This is a genomic window from Pseudomonas entomophila, from assembly GCF_013523125.1.
GTDB lineage: Bacteria > Pseudomonadota > Gammaproteobacteria > Pseudomonadales > Pseudomonadaceae > Aquipseudomonas > Aquipseudomonas entomophila_B.
This window is the reverse complement of record NZ_JAAMQJ010000039.1, coordinates 37,326-49,539: the sequence shown is the minus strand read 5'-3', so window position 1 is coordinate 49,539 and position 12,214 is coordinate 37,326. Positions and strand designations below refer to the sequence as shown.

The window sequence follows — 12,214 nt, the reverse complement described above, 5'->3', positions numbered from 1 at the left end:
CCTGCAGGGGGCGCGTTGCGGGTGGAGCGGCCTCTGCCGGGGCGCCGGACCGGCCGCGATGGGCCGCAAAGCGGCCCCCGACATACACAAAATCAACACAGAAGCCTGCCCTTTTCAAAAATCCCCATCCAACGCCACTCGCCACTCACCCCCTGCGCCCCGTCAGAATCGCCTGCGCGACCAACCCCGCCACGATCCCCCAGAACGCCGATCCCACCGAAAACAGCGTCAGCCCCGACGCCGTGACCATGAAGGTGATCAGCGCCGCCTCGCGCTCGCGCGCCTCGGCCATGGCCATGCTCAACCCGTTCATGATCGAGCCGAACAGCGCCAGCGCGGCGATCGACAGCACCAGCTCCTTGGGCAGCGCCGCGAACAGGGCCGCCAAGGTCGCACCGAACACCCCGGCCACGGCGTACAGCAGCCCGCACCACACCGCCGCGACATAGCGCTTGGAAGGATCCTCGTGCGCATGGGGCCCGGTGCAGATCGCTGCGCTGATGGCCGCCAGGTTGACGCCATGGGCCCCGAACGGGGCGACCAGCAACGACATCAGGCCGGTGGCGCTGATCAGGGGTGACGCCGGTACGGTGTAGCCATCGGCGCGCAGCACGGCCATGCCCGGCATGTTCTGGGAGGTCATCGCCACCACGAACAGCGGCAGGGCGATGCTGATGGTCGCCGCCAGCGAGAAGGTCGGCGTGGTCCACACCGGTCGGGCCAGTTCCAGGCTGAAGCCGCTGAAGTCGAGCAGGCCGAGCGCGCCGGACAAGGCGGTGCCGACCACCAGTGCCGCGAGCACGCAGTAACGTGGCGACAGGCGCTTGACCAGCAGGTAACTGAAGAACATGCCCAGCACCAGCAGGGTGCGGTGCTCGGCCGCCACGAACAGTTCGCTGCCGATCTTGAACAGGATTCCGGCCAGCAAGGCAGAGGCCAGCGACGCCGGGATGCGCCGCACCAGCCGCTCGAAACTGCCGGTGAGCCCGCAGACCAGCACCAGCAGTGCGCTGACGATGTAGGCGCCGATCGCCTCGCTGTAGGCGACGCCGCCCAGGCTGGTGATCAGCAGCGCCGCCCCAGGGGTCGACCAGGCCACGGTGATGGGCATGCGATAGCGCAGCGACAAGCCGACACTGCAGATCGCCATGCCGATCGACAAGGCCCAGATCCAGGACGAGATCTGCACGCTGCTCAGCCCGGCGGCCTGGCCGGCCTGGAACATCAGCACCAGCGAACTGGTGTAGGCGGTGAGCATGGCGATGAAGCCCGCGACCAGGGCCGAGGGCGAGGTGTCGGCGAGCAGGTGACGGGGGATGGGGGTGACGCTGGACATGAGGGTAGATCCTTTACGCGGCGAACATGAAGGTGACCGATCAGGAGGCGGGCACTTGTCGTCAGCGTCCATCCCCTTGCGCGATCACCTTCGAAGCCTAGCGCGCCCTCAGGCAGGCCTTGCCATACAGCCAGGGCTGCAATCGACCGTACAGTCGGTCGAAAGGCCTGCCTTATTGCATGGCCGGCAGTCTGGCCTCGTTGCGCACCTCGTTGCGCGCGACCGCTTCGGCCGGCAGCACGATCCGCTGCTTGCTCAACAGGTCGCCCATGGTCGCCAGCACGCGGTACTTGGAGTATTCGCCGGTGTAGCGCACTTCGTTCAGGCGCAAAGCCGCGGTGTACAACTCGTTCTCGCTGTCCAGCACGTCGAGCAGGGTCCGCTGGCCGATGCCGAACTGCTCCTGATAGGCCAGGCGCACGCGGGTGGTGGTCTCGGCGTACTCGCGGGCCTTGGGCAGCTGCTTGATGGCGTTGTTCATGGCGTTCCACGACAGGCTCAGGTTCTCGTTGAGCTGGCGCAGGGCGTTGTTGCGGATGTCCAGCGCCTGGTTGACCTTGTACGCGTCCGACTGCACGCGCGCCCGGTCGCTGCCGCCGCGGGAGATGTTGTAGTTCAGCTCGACGCCGGCCTGCCAATCATTGCTGGTGTGGCCGCGCTGGCCGCCCAGGTTGTCGGTGGTGCCGGTGGCCAGCACGGCGTCCAGACGTGGGTAGAGCGTCGAGCGGGCGACCTGGTACTGCTTCTCGGCCGCGTTGACGTCGGCCTGTGCCGACTTCAGGTACGGGTTGTTCTCCTGCAGCTCCTGGCGGGCCTCGTCGAGGGTGGCCGGCAGTTGCGGCTGGATGTCGATCGGCGTTTCCAGCTCGTCGGGCATGCGGCCGACGGCGCTGAAGAAGTTGGCTTCGGCATCGGCCAGGTCGACCTCGGCGGTGTCCAGGTTGGTCTGGGCCAGGGCCAGACGCGCGCGGGACTGGTCCAGGTCGGCGGTGCTGCCCACCCCACGCTCACTGCGCAGGCCGATCTGGTCGTTGACCCGCAGGTGCGCCTGCAGGTTGTTCTTGGCCAGGGTCACCGCCTCGCGACGGCGCAGCACTTCCAGGTAGACCTCGATGGCACGCAGGGCGACGTCCTGGGCGATGGCCTGGGTGTAGTAGGCGCGCGAGTCGACCACCGCCTGGGTACGACCCACTTCGTTGGAGGTGCCGAAGCCATCGAAGATCAGCTGGCGCAGGCGCAGATCGATCTGGTTGTAGGTCAGGGTTTCCTTGGCGCGGCTGGTGGTGCCATCGGTATTGAGGCGACGGGTGTTGGCGTTGTCGGAACGCTGACGCCCATAGCCACCGACCAGGTCGACGGTCGGGTAGAAGCCCCCTTTGGCGAATTTCACGTCCTCATCGGCGGACAAGCGGTTGTTGCGGTTGGAGCTGACCTCCGGATGTTGGTCGACCGCGGTCTGAATGGCCTCGGTGATCGACATCGCCTGAGCGTGCGTACACAGGCTGGCCAGCAGCACGGCGCTGGCGATGGGGGTCATGACGCGCATGGGGTTGCTTCTCCCTGGAATAAGTGACGTTCTTCAGTCGCCAAAAAATTGGCTATCGGGCGGATCGATGCGGCTCTGCACCGAAAGACTGTCCAAGCGTGCCTGCCGTGCCCATGGGATCAGGCACCGCGAGCCCTATCGGAGAGCCTCCCGACAGGCGATGTCCTGATCGAGTGCCACACTGCGATAGGTAGGCGGGATGGAAGGTTCCGCGCACTCTTATTGTTGAAACCCAGTGTAGTGTTACTTGGCTGGTACAGTACGACAATATTTTGTCAGGTGAATAATGGCTTTTTTCTATCACCTTGTACAAAGGCAACTGAAGTCCGGCAGGGCGAGCTGACAAACGGCCAGCGCCTCAACGGTGGCCTGCCGTACGTTCACCTCGGATCAGCGTGCGCAGAGCAAACCGGTTAGGGTGGCAGGCCTGCGCCACCTCACGTGGCACCGGAAGCGGCTCTGCCGTCACCCAGGCGGCGACCAGTTCCCCGCACAAGGGCGCCGTGATCAGGCCTCGAGAGCCGTGGCCACTGTTGACGTACAGGCCTTCGAGCCAGGGGCAGGGCAGGTCGGGTACTTGGCGGGCGTCCTTGCGCACGGCGCCGTACCGGTCATCGAAGAGGCCGCGGTCGGCCAGGGGGCCCACGATCGGCAGGTAGTCGGGGCTGGTGCAGCGAAAGGCCGCACGGCCTTGCAGGCGATCGGGCGACGCGCCGTCCCCGAGCAAGCGCGTGTGCACGTCGTCGGAGATCTCGTGCAACAGGTCCAGGTTGCCTTGGTGCTCCTGGACGGTGGGCGTGAGGTCCTGGTTATGGAAGTCGAAACTGGCGCCAAGGGTGTGTTCGCCGGCACGAGGCGGCGCCACGTAGCCGTGTGCGCACAGTACCGTGCGCAGTGCCTGACTGCCTTCGGTGGCGGGCAGCCGGGTGATCTGTCCACGGATGCGCTTGAGCGGCAAGTCGGCGCAGCCGTCGAAACGCCGGACGTCCGCGGCACCGGCCAGCACCACCACCGGCGCACTGGCCAGCAGTCGCTCGCCGTCCCAGGCCTGCCACAGGCCGTCGACCCGCGCCAGGCGCAGGACCTGGCGATGGGCACGGACCTGGATCCGTGGGTGCGCCAGCTGCGCCTGGCACAACGCCGGTGGATGCACCCAGCCACCCTCGGGGTAGAACAGGCCGCCCGTCGACAGCGCCACCCCGGCGATCGCTTCGGCCTGCGCGCGCGATACCGTCGCCAGCAGGCTGGGGTCGAAAGCGTCGGCCAGCTTGGCCTGACGGGCAGCTTCCGCGGCATCGAACGCCAATTGCAGCACACCGCAGGCGTCCCAGTCGTGGCCGCGTTGCAGGTGGGTCAGCCAGCGTCGGGTATAGCCGAAACCGGCCAGGATCAACCGGGACAATGCCGTGCCATGGGCCGACAGCTTCAGGTACAACACCCCCTGGGGGTTGCCGGAGGCTTCCTGGGCCACGTCCGTGTGGCGTTCCAGCACCTCGACCTGCCAGCCACGGCTGGCCAGGCTGCGGGCCGTGGCGCTGCCCGCCAGCCCGGCACCGATCACCAACGCCTGACGCGGGCCTGGCACGGCAGGGGGGCGACGGTACCAGGGTGCGATGGGATCCGTCGGTACGCCATCGGTCGACGCCCCGGTGAACGTGCCGCCCATGATCTCCCACTTCTTGCCCAGTCCCGGTACCTTGCGCAAGGTGAAGCCTGCCGCCATCAGCGCACGCCGTACCCAACCGGTGGTGGTGAAGGTGCCCAGCGTGGTGCCGGGCACCGAGAGCCGCGCCATCTGTTCGAACAGCGCCGGGGTCCACATGTCCGGGTTCTTGGCCGGTGCGAAACCGTCCAGGAACCAGGCGTCGATCCGGGCGTCGAGGGTCGGCAACTGCTCGAGCACGTCGCCGATCAGCAGGGTCAAGGTAACCCGACCCTCGTCGAAGCTGAACTGTTGGAAGCCGGGGTGCACCGCGACGTACTGCGCCAGCAGCGGTTCGGAAAACGCCGCCAGGCTGGGCCAGAGGCGCGCGGCCCGCTCCAGGTCAACACCGGTGAGCGGGAATTTCTCCACACTGATCATGTGCAGCCGTGCTTCGGCCGGGGCGTGTTCAGCGAAGCACTGCCAGGCGCAGTAGAAGTTCAACCCTGTGCCGAAGCCGGTTTCGCCGATCACCAGGCATTCGTGGGGCGCCAGGGCCGCGAAGCGCTCAGGCAGCCGATTCTGCTCCAGAAACACGTAGTGCGTTTCGGCGATGCCCTGTTCGCGGGAGAAGTAGATGTCATCGTAATGACGCGAATGGGGCAGGCCCTGATCGTCCCAGTCGATCTGGGCGTGCAGTGGGGCGGGGGAAGCGGGAGAGTCTGACATGAGCGGCTCGACGGCAACGAAGCGATCATTTTAAGGGGCTTCTGGCGCGAATTCACGCAAGACGATCTAACAACCGACACGATTGGCGTGTCCAACCGCCAACGACCCAGGCCGAGGCGTCGGCCCTGTTCATCATCGAAGGAGCCAGACATGTTCGAATCCGCGGAGATCGGCCACTGCATCGACAAGGCGGTGTTCGACGCCGAAGAGCCGGCCCTGCGCGAAGCGTTGCTGGAGGCGCAGTACGAACTCAAGGCGCAGGCCCGCTTCCCGCTGATCATCTTGATCAACGGCATCGAGGGCGCCGGCAAGGGCGAGACGGTGAGGCTGCTCAACGAATGGATGGACCCTCGACTCATCGAGGTGCGCACCTTCGACGAGAAGACCGACGAAGAACTGGCCCGTCCACCGGCCTGGCGCTACTGGCGGGCCCTGCCGCCCAAGGGGCGTACCGGGGTGTTCTTCGGCAACTGGTACAGCCAGATGCTGCAAGGACGCGTGCAGGGCGACTTCAAGAACGCCGTGCTGGACCAGGCGATCGCCGGTGCCGAGCGCCTGGAGCAGATGCTCTGCGACGAAGGCGCGCTGATCATCAAGTTCTGGTTCCACCTCTCCAAGCAGCAGATGAAGGCCCGGCTCAAGGCGCTGGCGGACGACCCGTTGCACAGCTGGCGCATCAGCCCGTTGGACTGGCAGCAGTCGCGGACCTACGACCGCTTCGTGCGCTATGGCGAGCGCGTGCTGCGTCGCACCAGCCGCGATTATGCGCCCTGGCACATCATCGAAGGGGCGGACCCGTACTACCGCAGCCTGGCGGTCGGACGCATCATCCTGGAGGCCTTGCAGAATGCGCTGGCCAAGGACGCCCCGCCCACCTCGACCGGCCATAGCGCACCTCCGGGGCGCAGCCTCGACCAGCGCAGCCTGTTGGGCAGCCTGGACCTGACCTTGCGCCTGGACAAGGACGATTACCAGCGTCAACTGATCGCGGAGCAGGCGCGCCTGTCGGGGTTGCTGCGGCACAAGAAGATGCGTCGGCACGCGCTGGTGGCCGTGTTCGAAGGCAACGACGCTGCGGGCAAGGGCGGCGCCATTCGTCGTGTGGCCGCCGCGCTGGACCCGCGTCAGTACCGCATCGTCCCGATCGCCGCGCCGACCGAGGAAGAGCGCGCGCAGCCTTACCTGTGGCGGTTCTGGCGACACATCCCGGCCCGGGGCAAGTTCACCGTCTTCGACCGTTCCTGGTATGGGCGGGTGCTGGTGGAACGGGTGGAAGGCTTCTGCCCGCCGAGCGACTGGCAGCGCGCCTACGGCGAGATCAACGACTTCGAAGAGCAGTTGCGCGACGCTGGGGTCGTGGTGGTGAAGTTCTGGCTGTCGATCGACCAGCAGACCCAGCTGGAGCGGTTCGAGGCGCGTGAAGCGGTGCCGTTCAAACGCTTCAAAATCACCGAGGAAGACTGGCGCAACCGTGAGAAATGGGACCAGTACGCCGAGGCGGTCGGCGACATGGTCGACCGCACCAGTACCACGATCGCACCGTGGACCTTGGTGGAGGCCAACGACAAGCGCTGGGCCAGGGTCAAGGTGCTGCGCACGATCAACGACGCCTTGGAGGCGGCGTTCGAGGGGTAGAAGCTGGTGGGCGCTGCAAGCTGCAAGCTGCAAGCTGCAAGGGGTGGGTGAAGTGCGTTTGGCCGCTGGGGGTGTCAGGCAGCTTCAAGGCGATGCTGGCAGGACACGACAGCGGCCGTCGAAGCCGAACCGTCTTCCTGCCGGCCAGGGCTGAACTTCTGCAGCCAAAGGCGCTCTGATCCCGGTAGCCATTGGTGATGACCGCCTGCTAAGCTCGCGGCTTTACCCTGATTGCCCTTATGGCGCATGAACAAGGATCTAGCATGAAACAGCATCGTTTGGCGGCCGCGGTTGCCCTGGTCAGCCTGGTTCTCGCCGGCTGCGACAAGCAGGCCAGCGACGTCGAGCTCAAGACGTCTTCCCAGAAAGCCTCGTACGGCATCGGCCTGAACATGGGCAAGAGCCTGGCTCAGGAAGGCATGGACGATCTGGATTCCAAGGCCGTGGCCCTCGGGATCGAAGACGCGGTCGGCAAGAAAGACCAGCGCCTGAAGGACGAGGAGCTGGTCGCCGCCTTCAGCGACCTGCAGAAGCGTGCCGAGGAGCGTCAGGCCAAGGCCAGCGAAGAGGCCTCTGCCGCCGGCAAGAAGTTCCTCGAGGAAAACGGCAAGAAGGACGGCGTGGTCACCACCGCCTCGGGCCTGCAGTACCAAGTCATCAAGAAGGCCGACGGCCCGCAGCCCAAGCCGACCGATGTCGTGACCGTGCATTACGAAGGCAAGCTGATCGATGGCAAGGTGTTCGACAGCTCCGTCGAGCGCGGCAGTCCGATCGACCTGCCGGTCAGCGGCGTCATCCCAGGCTGGGTCGAAGGCCTGCAACTGATGCACGTCGGCGAGAAGTACAAGCTGTTCATCCCAGCTGAGCTGGCCTACGGCGCCCAGAGCCCGAGCCCGTTGATCCCGGCGAACTCGGTCTTGGTGTTCGATCTCGAACTGCTGGGCATCAAGGACCAGGGCCAAGCCCCGGTCGATCCGGCCCAGGCACCGGCTGAAGCACCTGCCGACGCCCCGGCCGAGACGCCTGCTCAGTAAGCAGCCAGACGCACTCCGCCTGAAAATGCCCCGTTCCGACGGGGCGTTTTCGTTTCAGGGAGCAGCCTCGATCGGTCTGCGCGAATGCCTTCAAGTCCATGCGCCTATCTTGTGGGAGCCGGCTTGCCGGCGATGACGGCAGTGCAGCCACTATCGCCATCGCCGGCAAGCCGGCTCCCACAGTCTGCCCCTTGCAGGGCAGAGACCCGAAGCCCTGCCTGCTGCTCAGTTCTGGGGGCGGTGACAGGCATGGCAGTGCCAGTCTCGATCGATTCGCACAGACGTCTTCAAGCCCATGTACCCGCCCCTGTAGGAGCCGGCTTGCCGGCGATGACGGCAGTGCAGCCACCATCGCCATCGCCGGCAAGCCGGCTCCCACAGGCTGCCCCTTGCAGGGCAGAGGCCCAAAGCCCTGCCTGTCGCTCAGTTCTGGACGGTGACCAATTTGCGCAAGTCCTATCGTGCACGGCAGGCCTCCAGCTCGACAGGCTGGGCGAACCCCGCTCACCTTCCAAGGTCGACATGCAGTCGGCACCTGCGACCTCGACCCCTGTCACACACCTTGGCTGGCTTTGAAACAAGTGTGTAAAAAACGCCCGATTCGAGTGCGACCCTTGCCGTGCAGGGGCCAAACCGTGGAAACGCCCCCCTGTTCACAAGGTTATCCACAGTAAATGTGGATAACCTACCCGTTCCTGCTGGAGGTTCAATGAACGCACCGTGGAATTTCAGTCGCTTCCTCCCCCTGGCCGAGCGCCTGCTCAGCCGTGGCCGTCTGCCGGCCTTGCTGTTCGCCGTGGCGCGCAAGGGGCCGAAGCTCGGCCAACTGCGTCATGACGTCAAGCTCATGCAGTCGCTCTGTCTGGCCTGGTGGCGTGGCGAATACCGCGACATCAGCAAGAAATCCATCATCACGATCGTGGCCGGCCTGCTGTACTTCGTCAGCCCGCTCGATGCCATTCCCGACTGGCTGCTCGGCGTGGGCTTTCTCGACGACATCGCCGTGCTGGGCTGGGTCATCAAGACCGTTGGCGACGAGCTGACCAAGTTCAAGACCTGGCGCGATACCCAGGCGCCCGAGAAGCTGCGCGTGGTGGAATGCCTGCCCGACACGCCCGAGGCGCTTCGCCTGGAGCGCGGCCAGCCGTAGGCATCCGTATCGCCTGATATACTTGCCACCCAGTCGTACCGAAGCGCCACACGCCGTGGCGCGCGGAGAAAAGGGGTTTTCGTCATGGATGTACAGGTCATCATTCACGAAGGCAAACCGCAGTACGCGGTGTTGCCCTGGGAGCACTACCAGGCCTTGCTCAAGGCCGCCGGGCATGCAACCGAACGCGAGACGCCGCTTGCAGCGCAGGCTGATCCAGCGCCTGAAACCGTTGCCCAGCCCACCCTCCAGCCTCTGACCGAACTGCCGCGCCTGCGCGAAGCCAAGGGTCTGGCCCGTGAAGCGCTGGCACGCAGCGTCGGCATCAGCCCGGCCTATCTGGCGATGATCGAGTCCGGCGAGCGTCAACCGGATGCTGCCATCCGCCGCAGCCTGGCGTGGGAGCTGGGGCTGCCGGGATGGAGCGAGCCCTCTTGAGTCAGGTCAGGATCAGCCGCCAGCATTGGCAAAGCCTGCTGGATGCGCTTGACCTGGCCCGTCGTCAACGTCACCTGTTGACCTACCGTGCGTTGATCGAGCGCCTGCAACTGCCCACGCCTGCCATGCAGACGCTTACCGCTGCGCTGGAGCACCTGGCGCTGATCGACGCTCGGGCCGACCAGCCTCTGCGCAGCGCGCTGGTGATCAGCCAGGGCGCCAGCCGTCTGCCGCGGCCTGGGTTCTTCGAGTGTGCCGAACGGCTCGGGCGTTTCGCCGGGCCGGCCGATGGGCTGGAAGCCGCGGCCTGGCATGCGTCGGAAGTGGTACGGGTGTTCGAACATGCCTACCCGGACGAGACGTGAGCCGCACCGGACGATGACCTGACGGGCATTCATGCCGCAGACGGTGAGGGGGTAGGGCCCGTCTACATCGAGGGTTCATGACCCATGAAAAAGGGGCCGCAAAAGCGGCCCCTTGGGTCAAGCACGCACGTTCAGCGCTTCACCGGCTTTTGCTCAGGCTCAGGTAGTCCAGCAGGATCCGGCCAGTCTCTGCCAGGTAGGCATCGTCTTCCGGCTTGGTGTCTTCCGGCTCGCTCGGCAAGGCGTCCTCGTCTTCCTTCTTCAGCTCCTTGAGCGGCTCTTCGCCCTTGGCCTTGCGGCGCACGTTCTCGAGGGCCAGTTGCTTGGCATCGATCTCGTCGTGGCGGGCGCGGCGCTCCTGCTCGTTCAGGCTGACGGTCTTCTCGTTCATCAGCTGTTGGGTCAACGCCAGGCGATCGCGGATGTAGGCGAACTCCGGATCCTTCAGGCTGCGCGCCTCATGACGCGCCTTGAGCTGCGCCAGGTACGGCTTGAACGGATCGGAAGCAGGCTTCACGACAGGACGGATGGTATCCCAGGGCATGGCCTCGGGCAGGGCGCTTTCCCCGATCTCCTTGGTATCGATGATCGACGGGTAGGCGATGTCCGGCAGCACGCCCTGGTGCTGGGTGCTCTGCCCGGACACCCGGTAGAACTTGGCCAGGGTCAGCTTGAGCTCGCCGTGGTTCAGCGGCTGGATGGTCTGCACCGTCCCCTTGCCGAAGGTCTGCCCACCGATGATCAGCGCACGGTGATAGTCCTGCATGGCGCCGGCGAAGATCTCCGACGCAGAGGCGGACAGGCGGTTGACCAGCAAGGTCAGCGGGCCTTTGTAGAACGCGCCCTTGTGCTCGTCTTCCAGTACGTCGACGCGGCCATCGCTGTTGCGCACCAGGACCGTCGGGCCCTTGTCGATGAACAGGCTGGTCAGTTCGGTCGCTTCCTGAAGCGAACCACCGCCGTTGTTGCGCAGGTCGATGACCACGCCGTCGACCTTCTCCTTCTGCAGCTCGGTCAGCAGCTTCTTCACGTCGCGCGTGGTGCTCTTGTACTCAGGGTCCCCGGCACGGTAGGCCTTGAAGTCCAGGTAGAAGGCCGGGATCTCGATGATCCCCAGCTTGTAGTCACGCCCGTCCTGCTTGAGGTTGAGGATCGACTTCTTGGCCGCCTGCTCTTCGAGCTTGACCGCCTCGCGGGTGATCGACACCACCTTGCTGGTCTGGTCGTTCGGTGCGTTGCTGGCCGGGATGATGTCCAGGCGCACCACCGAGCCCTTGGGCCCGCGGATCAGCTTGACCACTTCGTCCAGGCGCCAGCCGACCACGTCGACCATTTCCTTGTCGCCCTGGGCGACGCCGATGATCTTGTCCGCCGGCGACACCTGCTTGGTCTTGGCCGCAGGGCCCGCCGGCACCAGGCGCACGATCTTCACCTGGTCGTTGTCGCTCTGCAGCACCGCGCCGATGCCCTCCAGCGACAGGCTCATGTTGATGTCGAAGTTCTCGGCGTTGTCCGGCGAGAGGTAGTTGGTGTGCGGGTCGTAGGACTGCGCGAAGGTGTTGATGTAGGCCTGGAAGATGTCCTCGGCACGGGTCTGGTCGAGGCGCGCCAGCTGGTTCTTGTAGCGCTTGGTCAGGGTCTCCTGGATCTGCTTGAGGTCCTTGCCGGCGATCTTCTGGCGCAGCACCTCGTCTTTGACGCGCTTGCGCCACAGGTCGTCGAGCTCGGCGGTGTTCTTCAGCCAGGGCGCGTCCTTGCGGTCGACCAGCAACTGCTCGTGGGTGGTGAAGTCGATCTTGTCGACGCCCTTGTCCAGTTCGGCCAGGGCGAAGTCCAGACGCGCCTTCACCCGATCGAGGTAGCGCTTGTAGATGATGAAGCCCGGTTGCAGCTCGCCCTTCTTGAGGAAGTCGTCGAACTGGGTCTTCCACTTGTCGAATTCGGCGATGTCGCTCGCGGTGAAGTAGCTGCGCGAGGGGTCGAGCAACTTCAGGTAGCTGTCGTAGATGATGACCGAGCGTGCATCGTCCAACGGCGGCTTGCTGTAGTGGTGGCGCTTGAGCAGCTCGACCACGTTCAGGCTGGCGACGATCTCGTCGCGGTCAGGTTGCAGGCCATCCCACTTGTTGGCGGCCGCGACATTGCCGGAGAGTGACAGGCTGCCGAGGCCGAGCATCAGGGCGAGGGCGGTGCCGGGCAGAAAGTGCTTCATGCTGATTCGACTCTGGGGCAATTGATCACGCATAGTAGGCCGTCTTTTCCTTTGGCCGGTTCCATCTGACCGGTCGCATACTGCAAAAAAAGCCTGGTGCAAACGTGCCCAGGCTCATTCATCGGTC

9 protein-coding genes are annotated in these 12,214 nt (G+C 65.3%); 5 read left to right on the top strand and 4 right to left on the bottom strand.

Features of this window, described 5'->3' with window-relative positions; genetic code table 11:
* Positions 1 to 145 precede the first annotated feature (145 nt).
* From G7007_RS17885 to mnmC, 3 genes are all read right to left on the bottom strand, one after another.
* Entirely contained in the window at positions 146 to 1,336 is a 1,191-nt protein-coding gene (locus tag G7007_RS17885; RefSeq protein WP_181103807.1) for a benzoate/H(+) symporter BenE family transporter, read from the bottom strand.
* Positions 1,337 to 1,508: 172 nt separating this feature from the next.
* Complete coding sequence (locus G7007_RS17880; RefSeq protein WP_181103804.1) at positions 1,509 to 2,882, bottom strand: TolC family outer membrane protein; 1,374 nt, start codon at positions 2,880 to 2,882, stop codon at positions 1,509 to 1,511.
* A gap of 358 nt (positions 2,883 to 3,240) precedes the next feature.
* Positions 3,241 to 5,253, bottom strand: a complete 2,013-nt coding sequence (mnmC, locus tag G7007_RS17875; protein WP_181103801.1) for a bifunctional tRNA (5-methylaminomethyl-2-thiouridine)(34)-methyltransferase MnmD/FAD-dependent 5-carboxymethylaminomethyl-2-thiouridine(34) oxidoreductase MnmC — start codon at positions 5,251 to 5,253, stop codon at positions 3,241 to 3,243.
* Between the two features lie 150 nt (positions 5,254 to 5,403).
* Between mnmC and pap the strand changes: the two genes are divergently transcribed.
* The 5 genes from pap to G7007_RS17850 all read left to right on the top strand — a co-directional run bounded on the left by pap (position 5,404) and on the right by G7007_RS17850 (position 9,875).
* A complete protein-coding gene (pap, locus tag G7007_RS17870; protein ID WP_181103799.1) occupies positions 5,404 to 6,888 on the top strand; it encodes a polyphosphate:AMP phosphotransferase in 1,485 nt (494 codons plus the stop codon).
* Positions 6,889 to 7,151: 263 nt separating this feature from the next.
* Positions 7,152 to 7,922, top strand: coding sequence for an FKBP-type peptidyl-prolyl cis-trans isomerase (locus G7007_RS17865; RefSeq protein WP_181103796.1), 771 nt, complete (start codon positions 7,152 to 7,154; stop codon positions 7,920 to 7,922).
* Positions 7,923 to 8,631: 709 nt separating this feature from the next.
* On the top strand, positions 8,632 to 9,072 hold the full coding sequence (locus G7007_RS17860) for a YkvA family protein (RefSeq protein WP_181103793.1): 441 nt from the start codon (positions 8,632 to 8,634) through the stop codon (positions 9,070 to 9,072).
* An 84-nt stretch (positions 9,073 to 9,156) separates the two neighbouring features.
* Positions 9,157 to 9,510, top strand: a complete 354-nt coding sequence (locus G7007_RS17855; RefSeq protein WP_060394525.1) for a helix-turn-helix domain-containing protein — start codon at positions 9,157 to 9,159, stop codon at positions 9,508 to 9,510.
* Positions 9,507 to 9,875 carry a hypothetical protein gene (locus G7007_RS17850; protein ID WP_181103790.1) on the top strand — a complete coding sequence of 123 codons (369 nt, stop codon included), beginning with the start codon at positions 9,507 to 9,509 and terminating at the stop codon, positions 9,873 to 9,875. The genes G7007_RS17855 and G7007_RS17850 overlap by 4 nt, the downstream gene beginning before the upstream one ends.
* A 139-nt stretch (positions 9,876 to 10,014) precedes the next feature.
* Here G7007_RS17850 and G7007_RS17845 read toward each other — a convergent pair whose 3' ends face one another.
* The gene (locus tag G7007_RS17845; protein WP_181103787.1) at positions 10,015 to 12,087 is read right to left on the bottom strand and encodes a carboxy terminal-processing peptidase; all 2,073 of its coding nucleotides are present in this window, start codon (positions 12,085 to 12,087) and stop codon (positions 10,015 to 10,017) included.
* Between the last annotated feature and the right edge of the window lie 127 nt (positions 12,088 to 12,214).

Excerpts from the sequence above, each read along its gene's own strand:
- G7007_RS17885 (WP_181103807.1), bottom strand. The coding sequence starts at position 1,336 with ATGTCCAGCGTCACCCCCATCCCCCGTCACCTGCTCGCCGACACCTCG.
- G7007_RS17880 (WP_181103804.1), bottom strand. The coding sequence starts at position 2,882 with ATGCGCGTCATGACCCCCATCGCCAGCGCCGTGCTGCTGGCCAGCCTG.
- mnmC (WP_181103801.1), bottom strand. The coding sequence starts at position 5,253 with ATGTCAGACTCTCCCGCTTCCCCCGCCCCACTGCACGCCCAGATCGAC.
- pap (WP_181103799.1), top strand. The coding sequence starts at position 5,404 with ATGTTCGAATCCGCGGAGATCGGCCACTGCATCGACAAGGCGGTGTTC.
- G7007_RS17865 (WP_181103796.1), top strand. The coding sequence starts at position 7,152 with ATGAAACAGCATCGTTTGGCGGCCGCGGTTGCCCTGGTCAGCCTGGTT.
- G7007_RS17860 (WP_181103793.1), top strand. The coding sequence starts at position 8,632 with ATGAACGCACCGTGGAATTTCAGTCGCTTCCTCCCCCTGGCCGAGCGC.
- G7007_RS17855 (WP_060394525.1), top strand. The coding sequence starts at position 9,157 with ATGGATGTACAGGTCATCATTCACGAAGGCAAACCGCAGTACGCGGTG.
- G7007_RS17845 (WP_181103787.1), bottom strand. The coding sequence starts at position 12,087 with ATGAAGCACTTTCTGCCCGGCACCGCCCTCGCCCTGATGCTCGGCCTC.